Source organism: Paracoccus zhouxuedongae, from assembly GCF_041927815.1.
In the GTDB taxonomy this organism is placed as follows: Bacteria; Pseudomonadota; Alphaproteobacteria; order Rhodobacterales; family Rhodobacteraceae; genus Paracoccus.
In genome coordinates this window covers 191,307-216,457 of the sequence record NZ_JBHFHM010000007.1, presented here as the reverse complement: position 1 = coordinate 216,457, position 25,151 = coordinate 191,307, and the positions used below count along the sequence as shown (strand labels likewise).

Here is a 25,151-nt window from a genome sequence, read left to right as displayed (position 1 = left end):
GGCTTGCGCGGGCGGTCACCGAAGGAACCCCGTTCGGGGCGGTCACCGTAAGGCTTGCGGGGCCGATCCTCGGACCCTTCGGCGCGCGGCGGACGGTCGCCGTAAGGCTTGCGCGGGCGGTCACCGAAGGAACCCCGTTCGGGGCGGTCACCGTAAGGCTTGCGGGGCCGATCCTCGGACCCCTCAGCGCGCGGCGGACGGTCGCCGTAAGGCTTGCGCGGGCGGTCGCCGAAGGAACCCCGCTCGGGCCGGTCGCCGTAAGGCTTGCGGGGCCGATCCTCGGACCCTTCGGCACGCGGCGGACGGTCGCCGTAGGGCTTGCGCGGGCGGTCGCCGAAGGAGCCACGTTCGGGCCGGTCGCCAAACGACCGACGCTCAACACCCTCACGCGGCGGGCGGTCGCCAAACGACCGGCGTTCGCCGCCCTCGCCGCCCTGGGTCGGGCGGCTGCGGGGTTTGCGGGGCTTGTCGGACCGGTCCTTGCGCGGCGCCTCCTCCTCGCCGGTCAAAAGCGCGCCCAACTGGTCGCGCAGCACGCGGCGCTTGACCTCGGCGACCTGGCCCGCCTCCATCTTGTCCAGCCGGAACGGGCCGTAACTGACGCGGATCAGGCGGTTGACGGTCAGGCCGACGGCGGCCATGGCGCGGCGGATCTCGCGGTTCTTGCCCTCGCGGATGCCGACGGTCAGCCAGGCATTCGCGCCCTGCTGGCGGTCCAGCTTGACCTCCATCGGCTGAAAATCCTCACCGTCGATGACGATGCCGCGACGCAGCGGATCAAAGGTCAGGTCGTTCGGCTGACCGTTCACGCGCACGCGGTATTTGCGCAGCCAGCCGGTTTCGGGCAGTTCCAGCCGCCGCTTCAGCCCGCCGTCATTGGTCAGCAGCAGCAGGCCTTCCGAGTTCAGGTCAAGCCGCCCCACGCTCATCACCCGCGGCATTTCGCGCGGCAGGCTGTCGAACACCGTCTGGCGGCCCTTTTCATCCTTTTCCGATGTCACAAGCCCGATCGGCTTGTAATAGAGCCACAGCCGGGTTTCCTGCGGGGCCTCGATCGGCTTGCCATCCAGCGTCACCCGGTCGCTGGGTTTGACATCCAGCGCCGGGCTGGTGACAGGCTGGCCGTTGACCTTGACCCGCCCCTCAAGGATCAGGCGTTCGGCATCGCGGCGGCTGGCGACACCGGCGCGCGCCATGACCTTGGCGATGCGGTCGCCCTCGGCGCGCGGCGGGGCAGGGTCGGCTGCATCGCTGGTGGCCGGGACGTCATCGTCGTCATCGTCGGCGTCGTCATCATCGTCGTCGTCGTCGCCGTCATCGTCGTCATCGTCGTCGTCGCCGTCGCCGTCGTAGTCATCGTCATCGTCGTCGCCGTCATAACCGGCGTCGTCATCATCGTCGCCGTCATAACCGGCGTCGTCATCATCGTCGCCAAGGTCGTCGTCCGCCTCGTCATCGCCATCGGCCAGCTCGACATCATCGGCCGCCTCATCCGTGACCGCAGCCTCCGCCGCAGCATCGGCCGGGCTGGGGGTGTCGTCCTCGGGCAGGCCGTCGTCAGCCGCTTTTTCGGTGGGGGTCATCGCAATCTCCTGAACTTGTCTGCCCTTTGCCTGCGCTTTGGCCCTTGCGCAAGCCCCGTCGCTGCGGCCATCTGGCCGGATGAGCGGATTTCGGACCCATATGCAGGCGGCGCTGGATCAGGCCGCCGCCGCAGCCGCGCGCGGCGAGGTGCCAGTGGGCGCGGTGATCGTGGCCCCAGATGGCCGCGTCGTCGCCGCTGCGGGCAACCGCACCCGCGAAGATCGCGACCCGACCGCCCATGCCGAGATCGTGGCCCTGCGCGCGGCCTGCGCGCGCGCGGGCAGCGACCGGCTGCCCGGCCATGTCATCTATGTGACGCTGGAACCCTGTCCGATGTGCGCCGCCGCCATCGCCAATGCCCGCATCGCGCGGCTGGTCTATGCCGCGCCCGACCCGAAATCGGGCGGCGTCGTGCATGGCGCGCGGGTGTTTTCCCATCCGCAATGCCACCACCGCCCCGAGGTGATCGACGGCATCGACGAGGACCGCGCCGCCCGCCTGTTGCGCGACTTCTTCGCCGCGCGGCGACTGCCCGGCCCGTAAAGGCGTCTTGCAAAGACTGCGCCCGCCCGATTATAGGGGGCGGGCGCGGGTGTTGTGTAATGGTAAGACCCTAGCCTTCCAAGCTAGAGATACGGGTTCGATTCCCGTCACCCGCTCCAGACCCCCTTACTTTGTCAGGATCAGCTTGCCCGCGCGGGTGATGCGCAGGGTATAGACCTGATCGTCCAGTGCGATCAGCGCCTGCACGCCGGATTTGGTCAGTTGCCGCGCGTCGTAAAGCGGCAGGCGGGTCAGATCCAGCGGGCAGGGATTGGCGCGGCTGGCGACGGTCAGATCAAAGGTGTTGCGTTCGGGGGCGCTCATGTCGGGTCTCCGGCTGGGTTGCCCACAAAGACTGACAGAATTAATCGGGTTATGCAAGCCGCATGAAAAAGCCCCGGTGCGGGGCGGCACCGGGGCAGGGGCAGGGGTGGGGTATTGGCGCGGAAAACCGCCTATTTCCCGGCCAGGCAGTCGGTCAAAACCTGGGCCATGCCGCGCAGCAATGCCGGGTAAAGCGCCGCCCCCGGTTCCAGCGTGCTGCCCGAGGGGTCCAGCGCGGCGCCCCGGGTGACGGCGGTGCCCTCGATCAACTGGTCGATCAGCTTGGGGTCGTGCTGGGCCTCGGGGAAGGCGCAGGCGACATGACCCTCGGCCATCTGGTCGCGCAGCCCCGCCAGCCGCTGCGCGCCGGGCAGCGCTGCATCGCCAAGCGCAACCGAGACCGCCGGGCGCAGGCCGTAATGGCCGGTGAAATAGCCATAGGCATCATGGAACACCGCAAAGGGCTTGTCCTTGATCGGGGCGAGTTGCGCCGCCAGTTCGCCGTCCAGTGCCGCCAGCTCGGCATCGGCGCGTTCGGCATTGGCGGCATAGGTCGCGGCATTCTCGGGGTCGATCGCGGCCAGCCGGTCGCGGATCACCCCCAGCCACAGCCGCGCATTGGACGGGTCCAGCCACAGATGCGGATCGGTGCCGGAATGGTCGTGGCCGTCGTGGTCATGGTCATGCCCGTGGTCATGGTCGTGGTCGTGCGCGTGGCCATGATCGTCGTGGCCCCCATGGCCGCCGTCATCATCCTCCGCGCCATAGGCCTGGGTATAAAGCCCCGGCGCCTGATCCAGTTGCAGCACGGCATCGGCCTTGGGCAGCGCCGTCACCGCCCGCGCCATCCAGGGCGTCAGATGGGGGCTAAGCCAGATCACCAGATCGGCCCCGTCCAGCGCCGCCGCCTGGCTGGGCCGCAACTGGAAATGATGCGGCGAGGCGCCACGGTCCAAAAGCAGCGCAGGCTCCCCCACCCCCTGCATCACCGCTGCGGTCAGCGATTGCACGGCGGGAATATCGGTCACCACCTGCGGCGCGGCAAGGGCCGGGGCGGCGGTCAGGGCCAAGGCTGCAATGAACGAGGCGGGCAGGGCGGCGGTCGGGCGGGTCATGCTTTTCTCCGGCTTGTCAGTCTGGGGCTTGCATCTTATGGATGTTATATCATCACGGCAATCAAAAAGTGATAATATAACATATGGCCCATGATCACCCCGCCAAGGATCACCCCGATGCCGATCTGGCGTTTCGCGACCACGATCACCACGCCTGCCGGGGCGCGATCCTGGCCCAGGCCGAGGCATTGGCGCGCGACCGTGGCCTGCGGCTGACCCCGGTGCGCCGTCGCACGCTGGAAATCCTGGCCGAAAGCCACCGCGCCCTGGGCGCCTATGAGGTGCTGGAACGGCTGTCGGCCGAGGGCTTCGGCCATCAGCCGCCGGTCGCCTATCGGGCGCTGGATTTCCTGGTCGAACACGGGCTGGCGCATCGCATCCGCCGCCTGAACGCCTTTGCCGCCTGCACCTGTCCGGGGGCCGATCATGCGCCGGTGTTCCTGATCTGCCGCGCCTGTCACGCGGTGGCCGAGGCGCCCTCGACGCCCTTGCGCGCCATGCTGGACGCCGCCGGGGCCGAGATGGGCTTTTCCGTCGAACGCAGCTCGATCGAGGCGCAGGGCCTGTGCGGCGGCTGCCGCGCCGCGGCGGGGGAACCGGCATGAGCCTGACGGATGACGCGCTGATCTGCGCCAGCGGGCTGGCGGTGCGCCATGGCGCGGCGACCGTGCTGTCGGGGGTCGATCTGGCCCTGCACCGGGGTGAGATCGTCACCGTGGTCGGGCCGAACGGGTCGGGCAAATCGACGCTGATCCGCGCGCTGATCGGGCTGGAGCGCCCGGCGGCGGGGTCCATCACCCGCGCGCCCGGCCTGCGCATCGGCTATGTGCCGCAGCGTCTGGCGCTGGATGCCAACCTGCCGATGACGGTGCGCCGGTTCCTGTCGCTGCCCGATCCGGTGCGCGATGCAGACGCCGAGGCCGCGCTGACCCGCACCGGCGTGCCGGGCCTGATGGACCGGCAGATGGCGCGGCTGTCGGGCGGCCAGTTCCAGCGCGTGCTGCTGGCCCGCGCGCTGCTGGCGCGGCCCGATCTGCTGATCCTGGATGAGCCGACGCAAGGTCTGGATCAGCCCGGCATGATCGGCTTTTACCGGCTGATCGCCGAGGTGCGCGCGCAGACCGGCGCGGGCGTGCTGCTGGTCAGCCACGACCTGCATGTGGTGATGGGCGCGACCGACCGGGTGATCTGCCTGAACGGCCATATCTGCTGTCAGGGCAGCCCGCAGGCGGTGGCGCTTGCCCCCGAATATCGCGCCCTGTTCGGGGCCGAGGGGCAGGGGATGCTGGCCCTTTACCGCCACGATCACGACCATGACCACGACCATGATGATGGCCACGGCCACGATCACAGCGCCCCGCATGTGGCCCATCCCCACAGCCATGACGATCACCACCACCCCGCCGAGGGCGCGGAAAGGGGCCACCATCATGCTGGATGATTTCCTGATCCGCGCCGGGCTGGCGGGGCTGGCGGTCGCGCTTGCGGCGGGGCCTTTAGGGGCCTTTGTCGTCTGGCGGCGGATGGCCTATTTCGGCGATGCGACGGCCCATGCGGCGATCCTGGGGGTGGCGCTTGCACTTGGCTTTGGCCTGTCGGTGACGGCGGGCACGTTGGCGGTGGCGCTGATGGCGGCGGTGATCGTCGCGCATCTGGCCGGGCGCGGTCACGCGATGGACACCGCTTTGGGGGTCATCGCCCATGCCGCGCTTGCCTTTGGCCTGGTGGCGATCTCTTTCGTGCCGGGCGCGCGCACCGATCTGTCGTCCTGGCTGTTTGGCGACATCCTGGCGGTCGGGCGGGGCGATCTGGCGGTGATATGGGGCGGCGCGGGGCTGGTGCTGGCGCTGATCCTGTGGCGGTGGCGGCCTTTGCTGACCGCCACCCTGAACGAGGAACTGGCCCGCGCCGCCGGTCTGAACCCGGCGCGCGAACGGCTGGTTCTGACGCTGGCTTTGGCCATCGTCGTGGCGGTCGCGATCAAGATCGTCGGCGCGCTGCTGATTACCGCGCTGTTGATCATCCCCGCCGCCGCCGCCCGCCCGCTGGCCCGCACGCCCGAGGGCATGGCGCTGACCGCGACGCTGATCGGCATGGGATCGGTGGCGGCGGGGCTGTGGGCCTCGCTGCGGCTGGACACACCGGCGGGGCCGTCCATCGTGGCCGCCGCCGCCCTGGTCTTTGGCGTCACCGCCACGGCGGCGGCGCTGCGCCCGCGCGCCTCATAGCGGCGGGCGCGCGGCGTTACAGGTAGTTGGCCGGGTCCACGCTGTCGAAGCCCTTGCGGACCTCGAAATGCACCGGGCCGGACCGCGCCTTGCCTAGCGTCTGACCGGCGCTGACGCTATCGCCCTTTTTCACCGCCACGCCGTCGATATTGGCGTAGACCGTCATCAGCCCGTTGGAATGGCGCACCACCACGATCGGCACCTGGCCGGTGTCCTTGGTGATCGCCGCGACGGTGCCCGCGCCCGCCGCCTTGACCGCGCTGCCTGCGGGGGCGGCGATGTCGATGCCGTCATTGCTACCCTTCTTGTAGGCGCGCACGACCGAGCCTTGCGCGGGCATCGCCAGCCGACCCGAGGAGGCCGCCGTCCGCGTCGATCCCAGATCGGTCTGCGGCGCGTTCACCGGCGCATTGGCGCGCTGCGGATTGTCGCGCGGCAGGGGCGCACTGGCCGAGGGCGGCACCGGCGTCGGCGATCCGACACCCGGCGCGGTGACGGTCGCGGCGACGGCAGCGCCTGCGGCGGGGATCGTCAGCCGCTGGCCGATGCGGATCGCCGCGGCCTCGGACAGGCCATTGGCGGCAGCCAGTTGCTGCACGCTGATGCCGTATTTGCGCGCCACCGAATAGGCGGTCTCACCGGCGACGACGGTGTGGCTTTGCGCGGCAGCGGCGGGGACCGCAGCGGCGGGTGCGGCGGCGGTCACGGTATTGCCCGAACCCGTCACAGGCGGCGTCGGCGCGCCGGGATTGGCCATCACCACGCCACCCGGCGTTGTGCCGATGCCGCCCGCCAGCGGATCGCGCGTGCCCTGACCGGCAAAGGCGTCTGTGACCACTCCACCCGCCGCCGGGGCGCCCACCGCGACGGCCCCGCCACCCGCGCCGGGGTTCAGCGGATCGTTGGGCAGCGCGCCGCGCAGGTCGGGCACCGGAAAGCCGCCCACCTCGCCGCCGCAACCGGCCAGCAGCGCCAGTGCCGCGACCATCATACCCTGCCGCACGGCCTGCCGCGCGCCCATCTTGGGGAAAGCCTTCATCATCTGTCTTGCCTCATGTCGCGGCCCCGTTTGCCGGGCCTTTGGATGAATACCGGGCCGGGCCTAATCCTGCCCCAGCCCCTCGACCAGCGGCACGAACCGCACCGGGCGCAATTCCTGGTAATCCAGGCCATCGGCCCCGCGCGTCACGCGGATCAGGGTCTGCACGGCATCGGACTGGCCGACCGGCAGCACCATGATACCGCCGATCTTCAACTGCGCCAAGAGCGGGCCAGGCGGGTCTTCGGCGGCGGCGGTCACCAGAATGCGATCAAAGGGCGCCTGATCGGGCAGGCCCCGCGTGCCATCACCATGCCGCGCGGTGATGTTCGAGATGCCAAGGCCCGCAAAGATCGCCTCGGCCTCGCGCACCAGCACCTTGTGGCGGTCGATGGTATGGACGCGGCGCGCCAGCACCGACAGGACGGCGGCCTGATAGCCCGATCCGGTGCCCACCTCCAGCACGGTGTCGCGGGGGCCGACCTGAAGCGCCTGGCTCATCAGCCCGACCACCGAGGGCTGGCTGATCGTCTGCCCGCAGGCAATCGGCAGCGGCATGTCCTCATAGGCGCGCTCGGCAAAGGTGCCGCGCACGAAGGCACCGCGGTCGATGCGTTCCATCGCGGCCAGAACGCGGGCATCGGTCACGCCCTGCCGGCGCAGCGCGAACAGAAAGCGCATCTGCCGTTCAGCCAAGGTGATGCCGGGATCGCCCGGACCCAGATCGGGGTCATCGCGCTTAACTGCGCCCTTACCCTCGCCGGGGTCGGCCCCGGTCATGCGCCGAACACGCCCTTCAGCGCGGCGATCGCCCCGGCCATCTGGTCATGCGCGGTCAGATCGGCGCGCATCGGCGTGACCGAGACATAGCCCTGCATGTTCAGATCGGCATCCGATCCGGGCGTGGCCGGCACATCCTGCCGCCCGCCCTTGATCCACAGAAACCGCCGCCCCGTCGGGCTTTCCTGCGCCTGCACGCCGAAATCGACGCCCTGTCGGAAACCCTGCGGGCAGATCCGCACGCCCTTGACGCCCGCCGCCGGAACGGGCGGGAAATTGACGTTGTAAAACAGGCAGTAATCGGCGGTCTGATCCCAGGGCGCATGGTCGATCAGCGCCCGCACGATACCCGCGCCATGCAGCGCCGCCGCCTCATAGGGGTCGTCGGCGCGAAAGGTTTCCGGTCCCAGATATTGCGAAAGGGCAATGGCGCGCACGCCCTGAAGCGCGGCCTCCATCGCGCCGCCAAGGGTGCCGGAATACAGCGCGTTTTCCGCCGAATTGTTGCCGCGATTGACGCCCGACAGCACCAGATCGGGCGGCGATCCGGCCATGAAGTCATGCAGCGCGGCGATCACGCAATCGGCGGGGCTGCCCTCGGCGACATAGCGGCGATCCTCCAGCCGGGCGACCATCATCGGATGCGTGTAACTGATCTTGTGCGCGACGCCCGATTGTTCAAAGGCCGGGGCGGCGACCCAGACCTCGCCATCCGGGCCTGCGACCTCGGCGGCGATGCGTTCCAGAACCGCCAGACCCGGCGCCGAAATCCCGTCGTCGTTCGTCACCAGAATGCGCATGTCGGCCCTTTCCTTTGCCCGGTTCTAACCATCCGTGCCGGGCAGGGCAAGCGAGAGCGCGGCCAGGATGCGCGCCGCCTCGGCCTGCGGATCGGCCAGCGGGGCGCGATCCTCGCCGGGGTAAAAACGCGCGCGGGTGGCGGTCGGCATCGGCTGCGGCCGGGCCAGCACGACGCGCGGGCCGATGCGGGCGGCCTCACGCTGCCAGCTTGTCACAAGCGCGATCTGCGCGGCCTTGGTTGCGCCGTAAGCGCCAAAGAACTTTTCCCCACCGGCGGGGTCGTCAAAGAACAGCGCGGTGCCCTGACGGGCCAGCAGCATCGGCTCGATCAGCGGGATCAGATGCGCGGGACAGGCCAGGTTGGTGGCGATCGCCTTGGTCATGTCCTTGGCGTCGATATGGCCGGCCGGGGCCATGGGCGTGGCATGGATCGCGGCATGGACCCACAGATCAAGGCCGCCGAAACGCTCGCCCAAATGCCGGGCCATGTAATCGCAGGCGGCGGGGTCGGTCAGGTCCAGCGGCACCAGCACGGCGGGCGCGCCGCCCTTGGCGCGGATCGCATCGTCCAGCTCCTCAAGCGCGCCGGTGGTGCGGGCGACGGCGATGACCTGCCAGCCCTCGGCCCCCAGCCGTTCGGCGATGGCGCGGCCCAACCCGCGTGAGGCGCCGGTGACGAGTGCGGTTTTCATCGGATCATCCTGTCTTGCTGGCTGTCTTTCTATGCGGGCGCTGTTTCGCACCTGCCGGGGGCTGGCGCAAGGCCGTGATCCGGCCCGCGTCGCTTTGCAGCAGGGCAGTTTTGCAGAAAGCATGGCGGGCGGCGCAAAGTGTTTCCAGCCTTGCAACTTCGCCATCGGGCGCGGTTGACGCAAGGTCGCGCGCGGCGATCATCGCGGGCTTGAGGATCGAAAGGAGACGACGATGACCTTGATGAAAGCCGCGCTGCCCGCGCACAGCCGGGCGCAGATGGTGATGATGGTGCTGGCCGGGTCGGGGCTGATCGCGCTGTCGGCGCAGATCACGCTGCCGATGGTGCCGGTGCCGATGACGCTGCAAACACTGGCGATTTCGCTGATCGGGCTGGCCTATGGAGCGCGTCTGGCGGCGGCCACGGTGATCGCCTATCTGGCCGAGGGCGCGATCGGCCTGCCGGTTTTCGCCAATGGCGCGGGTGGCATCGCGCCGCTGATCGGGCCGACGGCGGGGTTCCTGTGGGGCTTTGTCGGCATGGCCTGGCTGACCGGCTGGCTGGTCGAGCGCGGCCTGGACCGCGGGCTGGCGCGGCTGTTTCTGGCGGCGCTGATCCCGGCGGCGCTGCTGTTCGTGCCGGGCGTGGTGGTGCTGAAGCTGGTGCTGGGCATGGGCTGGGGCGCGGCGATCGCCGCCGGCGCGACGCCGTTTCTGGCGGGGATGGTGGTCAAGGCGGCGCTTGCGGCGCTGATGATCCACGGCGGCTGGCGGGCGATGCGCTAAGGCGCGGGGGCGGCGCGGCCCGCCTTCAGCGCCGACAGCGCGGCTTTGCAAAGCCCCAGATCCAGCCACTGACAGCCCGCGCAGATCCGGTCCAGATCGTCGGGCTCCAGCCGCAGCGCGCGGGCCAAAGCCTGATCCCAAGTCAGGATCTGCCCGGCCCTCAGATCCAGCGCATCGGCGTGGCGGGCATCCAGATCGGTGATCCGGTCGCCCGCCGCGCAGCCGGTGCCGATCCGGTGCGGGCAGGGCGCGCAGATGGCATCCGCGCGCCCGGTCACCCGCAACGGGCGATCCGGTGCGACCCGCAAGGCCCGCGACAGCCGGTTCATATTGGCCGTGAACCCGGGCGCATAGCCGCGCCCCTGCCAGCCGATCAGGCACAGCACATGATGGGGGCGCAGCGGAATGGGGTGGTCTGTCATCGCCTTGGCCTGCCACGTCGCGCGCGCACGGACAAGGGGATGGACGGGCGCGCGCCGGGGCCGTGCCCGGCCATCAGGCGATGATGAACTGGCTGGCGCGGGGGGCCGGGTTTCGCAACCTGCAACATCTGCGTGCCAGCAACAGCGCCGCGCGGCGGATCGCGGCGGCGGCCGTCGCCCAGCCCTGCGACATGGCCCGTGTCGAGCGCGCCCTGCGCTGTTTCGACGCCCAGGGGCGGCTGACGCGATGGCCCGCGCAGACCCAGGTGCAGCGGCTGTGCCTGTGGGCGATGTGGGCGCGGCTGCCCGCGCGTCAGGATCAAAGCGAGCCGCAGGTGAACGCCATCCTGAAGGCCGCGCACTTCTTCGGCGATCACGCGCTGCTGCGCCGGTCGCTGATCGATCACCGGCTGGCCGAGCGCACCCGCGACGGTGCGGTCTGGCGGCGCATCGAACAGCGCCCCGACGCGGAGGCGCTTGCGCTGCTGTCGCGCCTGCGGCCGATCTGATCGGATGAAACGACCAACTTCATCCATCGGGCGGTGTTGAGACCGGTTCTGAGGAGTGCCGCCTAACACCCTGTGATAGATGCACAATCCCAGAAAGAGGCGCGGCAAGTCGGCGCGACGTTGAGAGCGCTTATGAAGATCGCCCCTTAAGGCGATGTGACGTCTACATAATCCTTGATCATTTCCGTTGATCTGCCCGCGGCCTGAGACCACGGCACAGGCGCAGCCACCCCGTCCACGACCAGACCAGAACGACCAACGCCGCCCTATGGGCGGCGTTGAGATCATTTCTGAAGATCGTCGATTAACGCTTTGCGACGTCGACATAATCCCGGCGCGGCGCGCCGATGTAAAGCTGCCGCGGGCGGCCGATCTTCTGGCCCTTGTCGGCCAGCATTTCCTTCCACTGCGAAATCCAGCCAACAGTGCGCGACAGCGCGAAGATCGGCGTGAACATCGAGGTCGGGAAGCCCATCGCCTCCAGGATGATGCCGGAATAGAAGTCAACGTTCGGATACAGCTTCTTGTCGACGAAATAGGGATCTTCCAGCGCGATCCGCTCCAACTCTTTCGCGACTTGCAGCGTCGGGTTGTTGTGGATGCCCAAGAGCTCCAGCACCTCGTCGGCGCTTTCCTTCATCACCTTGGCGCGCGGGTCGAAGTTCTTGTAGACGCGGTGACCAAAGCCCATCAGGCGGAACGGATCGTTCTTGTCCTTGGCGCGCGCGATATATTCCGGGATGCGGTCGACGGTGCCGATCTCGCGCAGCATTTCCAGACAGGCCTGGTTGGCGCCGCCATGCGCAGGCCCCCACAGGCAGGCGATGCCCGCCGCGATACAGGCAAAGGGGTTCGCCCCCGACGACCCGGCCAGACGCACGGTCGAGGTCGAGGCGTTCTGTTCGTGATCGGCATGCAGCATCATGATCCGGTTCATCGCCTTGGCCAGACGCGGATCGACGTGATACGGCTCGGCCGGCACGCTGAAGCACATGTGCAGGAAGTTCGCGGCGTAATCCAGATCGTTGCGCGGATAGACGAAGGGCTGGCCGATCGAGTATTTATAGGCCATCGCGGCAATCGTCGGCAGCTTGGCGACCATGCGGATCGCCGCGACCTCACGCTGGACGGGATCGTTCACATCGACCGAGTCGTGATAGAACGCCGACATCGCCCCGACCACGCCCACCATCGTCGCCATCGGGTGACTGTCGCGACGGAACCCCCGGAAGAAATAGTGCATCTGTTCATGCACCATCGTGTGCCGGGTCACGCGGCTTTCAAAATCATGCAGCTGGGTCTTGCTGGGCAGCTCGCCGTACAGCAGCAGATAGCAGACCTCAAGATAATGGCTATCGTCGGCCAGTTGCTCGATCGGATAGCCGCGATACAGCAGTTCGCCCTTGTCGCCATCGATATAGGTGATCGTGCTTTCGCACGCGGCGGTCGAGGTGAAACCGGGGTCATAGGTGAAGATGTCGGCATCAGCGTAAAGCTTGCGGATGTCGACGACATCAGGCCCGACGGTCGGCGACAGCATGGGCAGTTCGAAACTTTTCCCGTCAAAGCTCAGCGTGGCAGTCTTGGTGGTTTCGGCCATTGCGTTCCTCTTACCCTGTCGCCGGGCCGGTTGGCACCGCGCGGTTTCATCGTTTCCGCCGTGGCCGGGTCAACCGGCCTGATCGGCAATCCGGGCCAGCGTCTCGTCACGACCCAGCACCAGCATCATGTCAAAGACACTGGGCGTTGCCGTGCGACCCGCCAGTGCGGCGCGCAGCGGGGCCGCGATCTTGCCCAGCCCCAGCCCATGCGCCTCGGCAATCTCGGCAGCGATCTGTTCGAGAAGCTCACGGTTCCACCTAGCATCTTGCAGGCGCAGCGTCAATTCTTTCAGTATACCACGGGATACCGGATCAAGCGCAGCCTGCGCCTTGTCATCCAGATCCAGCGGACGCGCAGTCAGTGCAAAGCGCGCCTTTTCAAGCAGTTCGATGATGGACTTCGCACGCTGTTTCAACTCGGGCAGGGCGGCAGCCAGGCGCTGACGCTGCACAAGGGTCAGCGGCGCTTGCTGCGTCGCGGCAAGGAATGCCTCAATTTCAGGCAGAAGATCGGCATCATCCATCATCGCGATCTGCTGACCCGAAGTATGGGCCAGCTTCTTGAAATCCAGCCGCGCCGGGGCGCGACCGATTCCCGGCAGGTCGAACCAGTCGCGGGCCTGCGCATCGGTGAAGATTTCATCATCGCCATGGCTCCAACCCAGGCGCGCCAGATAGTTGCGCAACGCCGCCGCCGGATAGCCAAGCGCCTGATATTCATGCAGCCCGACCGCGCCATGGCGTTTCGACAATTTCTTGCCATCCTCGCCATGAATCAGCGGGATATGGGCGAAAACCGGCGCCTGCCAGCCCATCGCATCATAGATCTGACGCTGCCGCGCGGCATTGGTCAGGTGGTCATCACCGCGAATGACATGGGTCACGCCCATGTCGTGATCGTCGACCACCACCGCCAGCATATAGGTGGGCGTGCCGTCGCTGCGCAGCAGCACCATGTCATCCAGTTGATCGTTGCGGAAGGTCACGCGGCCCTGCACCGCATCCTCGATCACCGTTTCGCCGTCGCGCGGCGCGCGCAGGCGGATGGCGAAGGGCGCGTCAGGGTGATCGGTGCGGTCGCGCCAGGGGCTTTGGAAGGTCTGGTTCGGATGCGCCTCACGCCAGGTGGCGATCTCCTCGGGGGTCGAGAAGCACTTGTAGGCGCTGCCACGCGCCAGCATCTCGCGCGCGATTTCGGCGTGACGATCCTTGCGGGCGAACTGGCTGATCGGCTCGCCATCCCAATCAAGCCCAAGCCATTCAAGGCCTTGCAGGATTGCCGCCGTGGCCTCGGGGGTGGATCGTTCGCGGTCGGTATCCTCGATCCGCAGCAGAAACTGACCACCGCGACCGCGCGCGTAAAGCCAGTTGAACAGCGCCGTGCGCGCGCCCCCGATATGCAGGTAGCCGGTGGGCGAGGGCGCAAAGCGGGTCACGACAGGGCGTTGATCGGGGTGCTGGGTCATGGGGGCCTGTGAAAAAATGCGGCGGCAGGGCCGGAAGCGGGGCGGATGTTAACCATTCGGCAAGGGTTTGGCCCTAGACCGGTTGGGCGCGGGTTTAGGGCTTTCGGGCGGGGCTGTCCAGAAACCGACCCTGATACCGGCGCGCAACGGGGACATGTCGCGGGGTCGGGACGGGCGGATGCAGGCGGGGGCAGGGCGGATCACGGCGGGTCCGGCGCGACGTGCGGCGGGCCAGATGCTCGACACGGGGCAGATGTTCCTGTGGCTGCCGGTGCTGCTGTCGCTGGGGATCGGCCTGTGGTTCGCGCTGCCTTTTGAACCCGGCGCGCTGCCCTATGGTGCGGCCATCGCGCTGATGCTGGCCGGGCTGGCGGTTGCGCGTCAAAGCCCGGGGCTGCGGCTGGCGGGTATGGCAATCGCGCTGATCGCTGCCGGCTTTTCGCTGGCCGGATACCGCGCCCATCACGTTGCGGCCCCAGTGCTGGGCTTTCGCTATTACGGCCCGATCGAGGGGAGGCTGATCGGCATTGACCGATCCGCCCGCGACCGGCTGCGGCTGACGCTGGATCAGGTGAACTTGCGCGACGTGGCCCCGGCGCGGCTGCCCGCGCAGGTGCGGGTCTCGCTGATGGGCGGGGGCGGTGATGATCTGGCCGCCATGGCGCGCGATCTACCGGGGCTTGGCAGCCGGGTGATGCTGACCGGTCATCTTGGGCCGCCCTCGGGTCCGGCGGCGCCGGGCAGTTTCGATTTCCGCAGGCAGGCCTGGTTCGACCGGCTGGGCGCGGTCGGCTATAGCCGCAACCCGGTGCTGCGCGCCGCGCCTGCACCGGATGCGCCGGGGCTGGCGAGCCTCAACCTTGCGGCGGACCGGCTGCGGCTGCGCCTCTCGGCGGCGATGCAGGAAGCGATCGGCGGGCAGGCGGGGGCGGTGGCCTCGGCGCTGATGACCGGTGATCGGTCGGGCATTGCCGAGGCCACGAATGCGATGATGCGGGCCTCGAACCTTTATCACATCGTGTCGATCTCGGGGCTGCATATGGGGATGCTGGCGGGCTTTGTGTTCGCGGCGGTGCGGCTGGCTTTGGCCGGGCTGGCGGCGGCGGGCGGGGCTGTGGGCGGGGCTGTGGGCGGGCTGGTGCAGCGCCAGCCCGTGCAAAAGATCGCGGCCCTGACGGCTTTGATCGCCGCGGCGCTTTACATGTGGCTGGCGGGGCCGAACGTGGCGACCGAGCGCGCCTTTGTCATGGTGGCGGTGATGCTGGGCGCGGTGCTGGCGGATCGCCGCGCGCTGTCCCTCCGGGCCTTGGCGATTGCGGCGCTGATCATCCTGATCGCGCAGCCCGAAAGCCTGACCGAGCCGGGCTTTCAGATGTCCTTCGCCGCGACCGCCGCGCTGATCCTGTCGGCTGATCCCTGGCGACGGATGCAGGAAAGGGTGCCAGCCCTGTTGCGGCCAGTCGCCCTGCTGGTCGTCTCGTCGCTGATCGCCAGCACGGTCACGTCGCCACTGGCGGCGGCGCATTTCAACCGGATGGCGGCCTACGGGCTGCTGGCCAATCTTCTGGTCGTGCCGGTCATGGGTGCGGTGGTGATGCCGGCGGGGGTAATCGCGGCGCTGCTGGCCCCGCTGGGCCTTGCGCAACCGGCGCTGTGGGTGATGGGGCTGGGCACGCGCTGGATGCTGGCGGTCGGCCAGGCGGTCGCCGATCTTCAGGGCGCGGTCTGGGCCGCGCCATCGCCCGCCTGGTGGGTGGTCCCGGTGCTGGGCTTTGGCGCATGTGTCGTGGTGCTGACGCGCGGCGGGCTGCGGCTGGCCGCTCTGGGGGTCATCTCTGCTTCCGCGCTAGGCTGGACACTGACCCCGCGCCCGCTGATCCTGATCGCCCCCGAGGCCGAGCAGATCGGCATGATGACCGCCGCGGGCCGGGTGCTGTCAAAGCAGCGCGGCGGGGGCTTTGTCGCGGAAACCTGGCTGGCCGAGGATGGCGATATCGCCACCCCGGATGAGGCCGCCGCGCGCCCCGCCTTTGACGGCCCCCGCCACGCGCGCGAAGCCCGGATCGGCGGCTGGAGGGTGCTTCACCTGACCGGCAAGAAGGCCGTCAATCTGGTGGACGCGGCCTGCACGGACAGGGTGCTGATCGTCACCGACCAGCCGACCGATGACGGGCGCGACCGCCGCTGCCTGCTGATAGGACAGAAGGCACTGCGGACCAGCGGCGCCCTTGCCCTTGACCCGGACGGGCAGGGCGGCTGGACGATCCAACCAGCCAACAGCGCCGCGCGGCTTTGGTCGCCCGCCCCAAGGCGCCGCGCGCCCGAGCGGACCACCACGCCCCGGCTCGCGGCCTCCGCAGGGAGGGGCCGCCCGCCATGACCCGTCGGGCCACGCGATGCCTGTGCTGGCTCGCCCGCGCGCTTGTCGCGGCGCTTGCAAACCTATGCCGTCAGCCGCGCCAGGATCCGCGCCCAGCTGCGCATCCCCTTGTGGAAGCTTTCCACGTCATATTTCTCATTCGGAGAATGGATGCGATCATCGGGACGGGCAAAGCCGATCAGCATCGAATCCATGCCCAGGATGCGCTGAAAATCCCCCGCGACCGGGATCGACCCGCCCGAGCCGATAAAGGCCGCCTCACGGCCCCATTCCTCGGACAGGGCGGCGCGGGCGGCGGCGAAGGCGGGATCGTCGATCGACATGACCGAGGCGGGCGACGCGCCATGATCGGAGAACTCGACCGTGACATCGGCAGGCAGTTGCGCGCGCACATAGTCACGGAAGGCCGCGCGGATCGCCTGCGGATCCTGCCGCCCGACCAGCCGGAGCGAGATCTTCGCGCGCGCCACGCCGGGCAGCACCGTCTTGAAGCCGTCCCCGGTATAGCCCCCGGTGATGCCGTTCACCTCGCAGGTCGGTTGCGACCAGACCATTTCCAACGGACTGCGCCCGCGCTCGCCCGCGGGCAGCGACAGGCCGACATCGCCCAGAAAGGCGGCGGCATCGAAATCAAGCGCCTGCCAGTCGTCGGCGATCGCCTGCGGCAGCGGGTCCACGCCGTCATAAAAGCCCGGCAGCGTGACCCGCCCGGTCTCATCATGCAGCCCCGCGATGATCCGCGCCAGGATGCGGGCCGGGTTCTGGGCCAGGCCGCCATACATCCCCGAATGCAGATCGCGCCGCGCCGCGCGGATGGTGACCTCTTCGCCCACCAGACCGCGCAGCATGGTCACGATCGAGGGCCGCCCATCGGCATAAAGATCGGTGTCGCAAATCAGCGCGATATCGGCGGCCAACCGATCCTTGTGCGCGGTCAGGAACGGGATCAGCGAGGGCGAACCGGATTCCTCCTCACCCTCAAGAAAGATCGTGAGGTTGCCGGGCAGCGTCCCATGCACGGCCTTCCAGGCGCGGCAGGCCTCGATGAAAGTCATCAGTTGCCCCTTGTCATCCGAGGCCCCCCGGCCATGGATCGCCTGCCCGCGCGGCCCGTCGATCAACGCCGGATCAAAGGGCGCGCGGTCCCACAGATCCAGCGGATCGACGGGCTGCACGTCGTAATGGCCGTAAAACAGGATGTGGCGACCCGGCCCCTGATGGCGCGCGACGACCATCGGATGACCGGGGGTGGGCATCGATTCCGCCTGAAAGCCCAGATCGGTCAGCTGCGCCACCAGCCAATCCGCCGCGCGCGCGCAATCACCGCGATAGGCCGGGTCGGTCGAGATCGAGGGGATGCGGATCAGATCCATCAGCCGGTCGATCGACTGCGGCAGATCGGTGTCAATGCGGGCCAGGGTGGCGTCAAGATCGGTCATCGGATGGTCCTTTGTCAGCTTGGCCGCGACAGTCGCAGGCACAGGCGCCAAGGGCAAGGGGCCAGGCGTTCATCAGGCGCGCCGAGAGCGCGGGCACGGAACGATGTGAAAAGCCGAGGCCTGGGCGGAGGCGGCGCGGCGGGCTGGGTCGGGCTTCGGGGCTGCGCAAATCGGGCGGGCGTGTCAATTCATCCGCAGGGCGCCTGCCGGGTCGCGCAGCGTGTCGCACCGACCGTATTGCCGCGTGCTGGCGTGTGGATTTGCCGCTAGGGCTGATGGCCTGGCAGCTTGGCGGCCTGCTGCGCGCTCACAGGACAGGACCGGCCACATCGGCGTGTCAGGGCGTCGTCATCGGCCGGGGCCTTGCTTCGACACATCCGCTGCAGCGCCGCGTGCTGGCGTGCGGATTTGCCGTGAAGGCTGATGGTCTGGCAGCTTGATGCCCTGCTGCGCGCTCACAGGCAAGGACCGGCCACATCGCCGTGTCAGGGCGACGTCATCGGCCGGGGCCTTGCTTCGACACATCCGCTGCCGTGCTGCGCGTGGAGTGGGGAATTTGCCGCGAAGGCTGATGGTCTGGCAAATTGATGCCCTGCTGCGCGCTCACAGGCCAGGACTGGCTGCATCGGCGTGTCAGTGCGATGTCATCGGCCGGGGCCTTGCTTCGACACATCCGCTGCCGTGCCGCGCGTGGACAGGCGGGCAGGGGCAGAGTGTGGGGTCGATATGCGCCGCGCGACGCGAACCCGGTAGGCCGACCAAAGATTTGCGTTGCCGCGCCGAAGATGCGCGCATGAGGTTTGGCGAGAACAGCCTCCCGCCGAAGGCCAAGCCGTCAGCAAGCGGGCAGCCTGCTACGCGTTGCGGCTGAATGCGAAGGCCAGCGATAGGCATGGGACGCGCTTTGACGGGATCGTGCCACCGCTCACGTGGGCCGAACGGTGACACCCCTCTGCCCAAGAATGTGTGCCTTCGGATCTATCTCCGAGACAAGCCACAGCCACCAAGTCGCCGGCGTCATTGTGGCCGACCTCGGCGGCACCGGCGCTTGTCGCGGAAAGAAAGGTCGCAGGATCGCGCGCCGGTCGTCGTTGCCAAGGCGACCAAGGTGACGCCACCGCTTTGCGGAACAGAGCATAGGTTCGAGCAAGCCCGCGAAATGGGGCGTGCCGTGGCTTAGCTGCGCGTTGCGGGTGAACGGTGACTGAAGCGCGATGGATGGCACAGCCTTGCACAGCCCCTCATCGCGGCCACACGATTAAAACTCCCTTTCAAAGCGCGGCCCCGCGGGTCGACCTGATGGTCACAGCCTTGCCCAGGCCCGACATAGTGGCCACGCCATCACACTCCTGTTCGGGCGCGGATGCACACAAGTCGACCCGCCGAACTCGCGGGCGAACCAGAGCGTCGTGCGGCCGTTGCCGCTGAACGTGGCGGCAGGGCATGGACTGAGGATGCTCGGTCAAGGGATCGCGCACGCGGTAGCCTGGGCGGAGGCGATGGTGCGGACTCCGGGGCGGCCCACGACACCTGGGGCGGGGCGTGAGGGCACGAGTGATCCGGCGCGGGATCGGCGCCGGCAGGATCGCGCCGCCCGTCGCCGCGGCGCGAGCGATAAAAATGCTTCTCGAAACAGAACGCACGTCCTGCTCGACCCGCGAGCCAAGGCTGTCGGCTGCATCGCGGTGATGCGCCTGATATTGGCGGCACAAGCGATGGACGGGTGACATGTCTTGACGGGATCGTGTCCGGCATCACTCCGGGCAAAGGAGAGACGCCACTTTGCCAGCGAGCGCACCTATGGGCGGCCCCGCGACATGGGCGTCAGGCCCCGCGCACTCGGCGCGTTTCGAACCGGCCTGACGCCAACAATGGCCCCGACGACAAGGCCTCGCACGATCACCTGGCTATCGCAGATTGCCCGCGCAGCGGACGGCGTTAGCCCGGCCCCGAACAGGCCCGCGCCACGTCGAAGCACGCCCCCCGGGTGATCGCCTTGGCGCCCCTTGGACGGGGCCAGACGCGCCGCCTTGCAGCCGTCCACGCCACGCGCCTACCCCGACCCCGTGCCACCGTCTGCGACGCCCCATCACCTTGCGCCACCCGCTCCGCGATCACCGCCAAGACGCGCCAAAGCCCCCCGTGTCGCGACGATCCGGTTCCAGCTTCGGCGTCCCGCTGCCCATCCGGCCCCGCGGCTTGCCCTTCTTTCTTGCACAAATACGCATCTGTCGGTGCCACCTTGCGCTGTCGGATGCGTATTTGGACAAGAAAGAACGGCAGATCTTGCGCGCTAAACCCGCCAGGGGTGCGCCTGTCGCCCGGGGCTGGCGTTGCGCCGATCGGATCGCTAAGCTGCCAGTCTGGTTGACCTTTCGCGCAGGCTTTCCGATGTCGCATCGCATCCTTTCCGTCGCCTCCGAGGCCGCGCCGCTGGTCAAGACCGGCGGGCTGGCCGATGTCGTGGGCGCGCTGCCCGGTGCGCTTGCCGCTGAGGGCTGCGACATGCGGGTGATGATCCCCGCCTATCCGGGCCTGATCGCCCGGCTGGCCGCGCCGCGCGTGGTCTGGTCGGGCGCGGTGCAGGATGGGCCGGCGCGGCTGGTCATGGGTCAGGTGCCGGGCGCGGGCTGGCAGGCCTATCTGCTGGATGCGCCGCATCTGTTTGACCGGCCCGGCGGCATCTACAACAGTGCGGCGGGCGATTACCCCGACAATCCCGAACGCTTCGCGGCACTGTGCGAGATCGCGGCAAAGCTGTGTGCGCAGGGCGATGGCCAGGGCTGGCGGCCCGATCTGCTGCATGCCCATGACTGGCAGGCGGGCCTGGCGCCGGCCTATCTGGTCGAGCAGGGGATCGACACGCCATCCGTCATCACCATTCACAACATGGCGTTTCAGGGCAATGCCCCGGCCGACCGGCTGGCCGCGCTGAACCTGCCCGCGCATCGCTTCACGCGCGAGGGGTATGAGTATTGGGGCCAGATCTCGACCCTGAAGGCGGGGCTGATCACTGCATCCGCGATCACCACCGTCTCGCCGCGCTATGCGCAGGAACTGATGCGACCCGAGTTCGGCATGGGGCTTGAGGGGGTGATCGCCGCCCGCGCGGGCGTCCTGTCGGGCATTCTGAACGGCATCGACACCGCCATCTGGAACCCCGCGACCGACCCCGAAATCGCACCCTTCACCGCCGACAACCTGGCCGGCAAGGCCGAAAACCGCGCGCGCCTGATGGCGGAGTTCGGCCTTGATCCGGCGCGCGGGCCGCTGGTCGTGCTGGTCAGCCGCTTCAGCCATCAAAAGGGCATCGACCTGATCCCCGATGCCGCCGCCGCGCTGCTGGATGGCGGCGGCACCTTGGCGATGCTGGGCAGCGGTGATCCGGGTTTGGAGGCGGCGATGACCGATCTGGCCGCACACCATCCCGGCCGCATCGGCCTGCGACTGGGCTATGATGAGGCGCTGAGCCATCGCATGTATGCCGGCGCAGATGCGGTTCTGGTGCCCTCGCGCTTTGAGCCGTGCGGGCTGACCCAGCTTTACGCCTTGCGTTACGGCGCGCTGCCGGTGGTCGCGGCGACCGGGGGCCTGTGGGACAGCGTGATCGACGCCACGCCCGCGCAGCGCGATCACGCGACCGGGGTGATGATGCTGCCCACCGATGCACTGGCGCTGTCGCAGGCGTTCCGGCGGCTGCTGGCGATCCATGCCGATGCCGATCTGTTCCGGCAGATGCAGCAGAATGCGATGCGCGCCGATTTCGGCTGGGCGGCTTCGGCGCGGGCCTATGCGCGGCTTTACCGGGGCCTGATCGGCGCATGATCCTGCGACCCGGCGACCCGCGGCGCCTGGGCGCCCATCCCGTTGATGGCGGCGTCAATTTCGCGCTGTTTTCGGCCCATGCCACGCGCGTCGATCTGTGCCTGTTCAGCGCCGATGGCCTGGTCGAGATCGCGCGCGCCAGCCTGCCTGCGCGCAGCGGCGACATCTGGCACGGCTTTGCCCCGGGCCTGGCCGAGGGGGCCGTTTACGGCTTTCGCGTCCACGGGCCGTTCGATCCGGGGCAGGGGCATCTGTTCAACCCCGCCAAGCTGCTGCTGGATCCCTATGCCCGCCGCATCCTGCCGCCCGCCGACACGCCCGGCCTGCGCGCCCATCCCGCGCTGCGTGGCGTGACCCCCGAGGGGCGGCCCGACCCCGCCGACAGCGCGACCTTTGCCCCCAAGGCCGTCGTCATCGCCCCCGCGCCGGTCGCGCGCGGACCCGCGACCCCGCCCCGCCTGATCTATGAGGCCCATGCCAAGGGCCTGACCATGCGCCACCCTGATGTCGCGCGGGGCGGGCGAGGGCGCTATGCGGGCCTGGCCGATCCCGCGATTGTCACGCATCTTCAAGAACTTGGCGTCACCCATCTTGAGCTGCTGCCGGTCACCGCCTTCATCGACGATCCGCATCTGGTGCGCATCGGGCTGTCGAATTACTGGGGCTATCAGCCGATCGCGTTGATGGCGCCCGAACCCCGCTATGGAGAGGGGCTGGCGGCGGCCATCGCCAGCCTGGCGGGGCAGGGGATCGGCACCATTCTGGATATCGTGCTGAACCACACGGGCGAGGGCGACATCCACGGCCCGATGGTCAGCCTTCGCGGCATCGACAATGCCAGCTATTACCGGATCGCGCCGGGGGGCGCGCTGATCAATGACACCGGCTGCGGCAACACGCTGAACCTGGCCCATCCGGCGATGCTGCGGCTGGCGATGGACGCGCTGCGCCACTGGGTCAGCGATTACGGCGTGGCGGGCTTTCGCTTTGATCTGGGCGCGATCCTGGGCCGCGGGATCGACGGCGCGTTTCACCCCCATGCGGCGTTCCTGTCGGCACTGCGGCAAGACCCGCTGCTGTCGCAGGTCACGCTGATCGCCGAGCCTTGGGATCTGGGACCGGGCGGCTATCAACTGGGCCGCTTTCCGCATCCGTTTCTGGAATGGAACGACCGCTTCCGTGACAGCGCGCGCCGGTTCTGGCGCGGCGACAGCGGCCAGGCGGGTGAGTTCGCGGCGCGTCTTGGCGGCTCGGCCGATCTGGGACTGGCCGGGCGCAGCGTGAACTTTGTCAGCGCCCATGACGGCTTTACGCTGGCCGATCTGACCGCCTATGCCCACAAGCACAACGAGGCCAATGGCGAGGGCAACCGCGACGGCCACGATCACAACATCTCCGACAATTTCGGCACCGAAGGCCCAAGTGACGACCCCAGGATCCGTGACGCGCGCGCGGCGCGGGTGCGGGCGATGCTGGCCAGCCTGATGCTGGGGCAGGGCGTGGCCATGCTGCGCGGCGGGGATGAGATCGGCGACAGCCAGCAGGGCAACAACAATGCCTATGCGCAAGACAATACCCTTGGCTGGCTGGACTGGCCCGGTGCCGATGCCACGCTGCGCGATTTCACAGCGCGCGCGGCGCGGCTGCGGGGGCTTCTGGAGGGGCAGGTCACCTGGCACCACGGGCATGGCCAGCCGATTGCCGATTGGGGCGATCCTGATCTGCGGCTGCTGATGGCACGCGCGCCCGGCGGCATTGCGATCTTCAACGCGGGCGGTCCGGGGCAGGCGGTGTTGCCGCCCGGACGCTGGCAAATCCTGCTGGACAGCGCGCAGGCCTTGGCCCCAGATGGCGCACAGATCCTGTCCGGCACCATCCCGGTTCCCGCGCAAGCGGTTCTTTGTCTTGTGGAGTTCACGCCCCGATGACTGTTCAGACCATCCCCACCCAGCCGATCAGCGGTCAGCGGCCCGGCACCTCGGGCCTGCGGGCCAAGACCGCGACCTTCCGCCAGCCCGGCTATCTGGAGAACTTTGTTCAGGCGACCTTCGATGCGATCGGCGGGCTGAGCGGCAAGGTGCTGGTGCTGGGCGGCGACGGGCGGTTCTTTGGCGATCAGGCGGTGCAGGTGATCCTGTCGATGGCCGCCGCCAATGGCGCGGCGCGGGTGATCGTCGGGCAGAACGGCTGGCTGTCGACGCCCGCCGCCTCGAACCTGATCCGGCAGAGCGGGGCGGATGGCGGCATCATCCTGTCCGCCAGCCATAATCCGGGCGGCGAGGACGGCGACTTCGGGGTGAAATACAACATCGCCAATGGCGGCCCCGCGCCCGAGGCGGTGACCGAGGCGATCTATGCGCGCACCCAGGATATCACGCAATATCAACGCCTTGACGAAGGCCCGGTCGATCTGTCGGTGCTGGGCGAAAGCCGTCTGGGCGAGATGATCGTGCAGGTCGTCGATCCGGTCGCTGATTACGCCGATCTGATGGAGACGCTGGTCGATTTCGACGCGATCCGCGCCTGGCTGAAGGCCGGCCACCGCATCGTCTTTGATGCGATGTGCGCCATCACTGGTCCTTATGCCGTTGAAATCATTGAAAATCGATTGGGCGCGCCGAAAGGCAGCGTGATCCGGTCGCAGCCCTTGCCGGATTTCGGCGGGCTGCATCCCGACCCGAACCCGACTTGGGCGGCCGAGCTGATGGAGACCATGTTCGGCCCCGATGCGCCCGATTTCGGCGCGGCCTCGGATGGCGACGGCGACCGCAACATGATCGTCGGGCGCGGCGCCTATGTCAGCCCCTCGGACAGCCTGGCGGTGATCGCGGCGAACGCGCATCTGTGCCCCGGCTATCGCGGCGGCATCGCGGGCGTGGCGCGGTCGATGCCGACCTCGGGCGCGGCGGATCGGGTAGCGGCGGCGATGCGGATCGAGGCGCATGAGACGCCGACCGGCTGGAAGTTCTTCGGCAATCTGCTGGACGCCGGCCGCGTGACCATCTGCGGCGAGGAGAGTTTCGGCACGGGTAGCGACCATGTTCGTGAAAAGGACGGGCTGTGGGCGGTGCTGGTCTGGCTGAATATCCTGGCTGCGACCGGGCAGGGGGTTGGTGACCTGCTGGCCGCGCATTGGGCGCGCTTTGGCCGCAACTATTATTCGCGCCACGATTATGAGGCGATCCCGACCGCCACCGCCGCGCCGGTCTTTGACGGGCTACGCGACCGGCTGCCGGGCCTGGCCGGCCAGACCGTCGCCGGTCTGCGCGTCGAGCAGGCCGATGAGTTCAGCTATCACGACCCGGTCGACGGCTCGGTCTCGATGCGCCAAGGGCTGCGGGTGATCTTTGACGACGGCAGCCGCGTGGTCCTGCGCCAATCCGGCACCGGCACCGAGGGCACGACGCTGCGCCTCTATCTTGAGCGGTTTACCGACGACCCCACAGCGCTGGACCATGAGGTTCAGGCCGCACTGGCCCCGGTCATCGCCACGGCTGCGGAACTGACGGGGCTGCCCGGGTCAGTGGGCCGCGACGGCCCGGATGTGGTGACCTGAGGGGCGGCCGCGCGCGTTGATGCAATAGTCCGATAATCAGTATTATGTCAAATATTGGCTGAT

21 protein-coding genes and 1 tRNA gene are annotated in these 25,151 nt (G+C 68.5%); 11 read left to right on the top strand and 11 right to left on the bottom strand.

The genetic code is table 11. From position 1 onward, the window contains the following. Nucleotides 1-1,196, bottom strand: a 1,196-nt coding sequence (locus ACEYYA_RS10570) for a pseudouridine synthase (RefSeq protein ID WP_459349877.1), incomplete at its 3' end; no start/stop codon positions are given. Between the two features lie 466 nt (nt 1,197-1,662). Here ACEYYA_RS10570 and ACEYYA_RS10565 point away from each other — a divergent pair. Both ACEYYA_RS10565 and ACEYYA_RS10560 read left to right on the top strand, forming a co-directional pair. After that, complete coding sequence (locus tag ACEYYA_RS10565; RefSeq protein WP_374800395.1) at nt 1,663-2,127, top strand: nucleoside deaminase; 465 nt, start codon at nt 1,663-1,665, stop codon at nt 2,125-2,127. Between the two features lie 45 nt (nt 2,128-2,172). Further along, nucleotides 2,173-2,246: transfer RNA gene (locus ACEYYA_RS10560), tRNA-Gly, on the top strand. 7 nt (nt 2,247-2,253) lie between these two features. Here ACEYYA_RS10560 and hemP read toward each other — a convergent pair. Then, the gene (gene hemP, locus ACEYYA_RS10555; RefSeq protein WP_374800393.1) at nt 2,254-2,451 is read right to left on the bottom strand and encodes a hemin uptake protein HemP; all 198 of its coding nucleotides are present in this window, start codon (nt 2,449-2,451) and stop codon (nt 2,254-2,256) included. 131 nt (nt 2,452-2,582) lie between these two features. Then, nucleotides 2,583-3,566 (bottom strand): zinc ABC transporter substrate-binding protein, encoded by a 984-nt coding sequence (locus ACEYYA_RS10550; RefSeq protein ID WP_374800391.1) that lies wholly within the window; start codon nt 3,564-3,566, stop codon nt 2,583-2,585. Nucleotides 3,567-3,649: 83 nt separating this feature from the next. Here ACEYYA_RS10550 and ACEYYA_RS10545 point away from each other — a divergent pair, with 83 nt between their 5' ends. The 3 genes from ACEYYA_RS10545 to ACEYYA_RS10535 are packed head-to-tail and all read left to right on the top strand — an operon-like array spanning nt 3,650 to nt 5,794. Continuing rightward, the gene (locus tag ACEYYA_RS10545; RefSeq protein ID WP_374800389.1) at nt 3,650-4,171 is read left to right on the top strand and encodes a Fur family transcriptional regulator; all 522 of its coding nucleotides are present in this window, start codon (nt 3,650-3,652) and stop codon (nt 4,169-4,171) included. Then, nucleotides 4,168-5,007: an ATP-binding cassette domain-containing protein gene (locus tag ACEYYA_RS10540; protein WP_374800387.1), complete on the top strand. Its 840-nt coding sequence runs from the start codon at nt 4,168-4,170 to the stop codon at nt 5,005-5,007. Before ACEYYA_RS10545 ends, ACEYYA_RS10540 begins: the two co-directional genes overlap by 4 nt. Continuing rightward, nucleotides 4,997-5,794 carry an iron chelate uptake ABC transporter family permease subunit gene (locus ACEYYA_RS10535; RefSeq protein ID WP_374800385.1) on the top strand — a complete coding sequence of 266 codons (798 nt, stop codon included), beginning with the start codon at nt 4,997-4,999 and terminating at the stop codon, nt 5,792-5,794. The genes ACEYYA_RS10540 and ACEYYA_RS10535 overlap by 11 nt, the downstream gene beginning before the upstream one ends. Before the next feature lie 16 nt (nt 5,795-5,810). On the opposite strand, the gene ACEYYA_RS10530 is transcribed toward ACEYYA_RS10535, so the two are convergent. From ACEYYA_RS10530 to ACEYYA_RS10515, 4 genes are all read right to left on the bottom strand, one after another. Continuing rightward, the gene (locus tag ACEYYA_RS10530) at nt 5,811-6,836 is read right to left on the bottom strand and encodes a peptidoglycan DD-metalloendopeptidase family protein (RefSeq protein WP_374800383.1); all 1,026 of its coding nucleotides are present in this window, start codon (nt 6,834-6,836) and stop codon (nt 5,811-5,813) included. A 60-nt stretch (nt 6,837-6,896) separates the two neighbouring features. Continuing rightward, nucleotides 6,897-7,514, bottom strand: a complete 618-nt coding sequence (locus ACEYYA_RS10525) for a protein-L-isoaspartate(D-aspartate) O-methyltransferase (protein ID WP_374800417.1) — start codon at nt 7,512-7,514, stop codon at nt 6,897-6,899. A 95-nt stretch (nt 7,515-7,609) separates the two neighbouring features. Beyond that, complete coding sequence (surE, locus tag ACEYYA_RS10520; RefSeq protein WP_374800381.1) at nt 7,610-8,413, bottom strand: 5'/3'-nucleotidase SurE; 804 nt, start codon at nt 8,411-8,413, stop codon at nt 7,610-7,612. 24 nt (nt 8,414-8,437) lie between these two features. Further along, on the bottom strand, nt 8,438-9,106 hold the full coding sequence (locus ACEYYA_RS10515) for an SDR family NAD(P)-dependent oxidoreductase (RefSeq protein ID WP_374800379.1): 669 nt from the start codon (nt 9,104-9,106) through the stop codon (nt 8,438-8,440). A gap of 232 nt (nt 9,107-9,338) precedes the next feature. Here ACEYYA_RS10515 and ACEYYA_RS10510 point away from each other — a divergent pair, with 232 nt between their 5' ends. Next, the gene (locus ACEYYA_RS10510; protein ID WP_374800377.1) at nt 9,339-9,890 is read left to right on the top strand and encodes a biotin transporter BioY; all 552 of its coding nucleotides are present in this window, start codon (nt 9,339-9,341) and stop codon (nt 9,888-9,890) included. On the opposite strand, the gene ACEYYA_RS10505 is transcribed toward ACEYYA_RS10510, so the two are convergent. After that, the gene (locus tag ACEYYA_RS10505) at nt 9,887-10,312 is read right to left on the bottom strand and encodes a DUF1284 domain-containing protein (RefSeq protein WP_374800375.1); all 426 of its coding nucleotides are present in this window, start codon (nt 10,310-10,312) and stop codon (nt 9,887-9,889) included. The two genes, ACEYYA_RS10510 and ACEYYA_RS10505, sit on opposite strands and share 4 nt — an antisense overlap. Nucleotides 10,313-10,374: 62 nt before the next feature. On the opposite strand from ACEYYA_RS10505, the gene ACEYYA_RS10500 reads away from it, so the two are divergent. Next, the gene (locus ACEYYA_RS10500; protein ID WP_374800373.1) at nt 10,375-10,821 is read left to right on the top strand and encodes a DUF2087 domain-containing protein; all 447 of its coding nucleotides are present in this window, start codon (nt 10,375-10,377) and stop codon (nt 10,819-10,821) included. A gap of 304 nt (nt 10,822-11,125) precedes the next feature. Here the strand turns inward: ACEYYA_RS10500 and gltA are convergent, their stop codons facing one another. Together gltA and gltX are read right to left on the bottom strand one after the other, a co-directional pair. Further along, the gene (gene gltA / locus ACEYYA_RS10495; protein ID WP_374800371.1) at nt 11,126-12,421 is read right to left on the bottom strand and encodes a citrate synthase; all 1,296 of its coding nucleotides are present in this window, start codon (nt 12,419-12,421) and stop codon (nt 11,126-11,128) included. Nucleotides 12,422-12,490: 69 nt separating this feature from the next. Continuing rightward, entirely contained in the window at nt 12,491-13,888 is a 1,398-nt protein-coding gene (gltX, locus tag ACEYYA_RS10490; RefSeq protein WP_374800369.1) for a glutamate--tRNA ligase, read from the bottom strand. Between the two features lie 154 nt (nt 13,889-14,042). Here gltX and ACEYYA_RS10485 point away from each other — a divergent pair, with 154 nt between their 5' ends. Then, nucleotides 14,043-16,268, top strand: a complete 2,226-nt coding sequence (locus ACEYYA_RS10485) for a ComEC/Rec2 family competence protein (RefSeq protein WP_374800367.1) — start codon at nt 14,043-14,045, stop codon at nt 16,266-16,268. A gap of 62 nt (nt 16,269-16,330) precedes the next feature. Here ACEYYA_RS10485 and ACEYYA_RS10480 read toward each other — a convergent pair whose 3' ends face one another. Then, nucleotides 16,331-17,707, bottom strand: a complete 1,377-nt coding sequence (locus ACEYYA_RS10480) for a M20/M25/M40 family metallo-hydrolase (RefSeq protein ID WP_374800365.1) — start codon at nt 17,705-17,707, stop codon at nt 16,331-16,333. Nucleotides 17,708-20,098: 2,391 nt separating this feature from the next. On the opposite strand from ACEYYA_RS10480, the gene glgA reads away from it, so the two are divergent. Genes glgA through ACEYYA_RS10465 form a run of 3 tightly spaced genes read left to right on the top strand, consistent with a single transcriptional unit; the run spans nt 20,099 to nt 25,088 of the window. Continuing rightward, nucleotides 20,099-21,532, top strand: a complete 1,434-nt coding sequence (gene glgA, locus ACEYYA_RS10475) for a glycogen synthase GlgA (RefSeq protein ID WP_374800363.1) — start codon at nt 20,099-20,101, stop codon at nt 21,530-21,532. Further along, a complete protein-coding gene (gene glgX, locus ACEYYA_RS10470) occupies nt 21,529-23,460 on the top strand; it encodes a glycogen debranching protein GlgX (RefSeq protein WP_374800361.1) in 1,932 nt (643 codons plus the stop codon). Before glgA ends, glgX begins: the two co-directional genes overlap by 4 nt. Further along, nucleotides 23,457-25,088 (top strand): alpha-D-glucose phosphate-specific phosphoglucomutase, encoded by a 1,632-nt coding sequence (locus tag ACEYYA_RS10465; RefSeq protein WP_374800359.1) that lies wholly within the window; start codon nt 23,457-23,459, stop codon nt 25,086-25,088. The genes glgX and ACEYYA_RS10465 overlap by 4 nt, the downstream gene beginning before the upstream one ends. Nucleotides 25,089-25,151 lie beyond the last annotated feature (63 nt).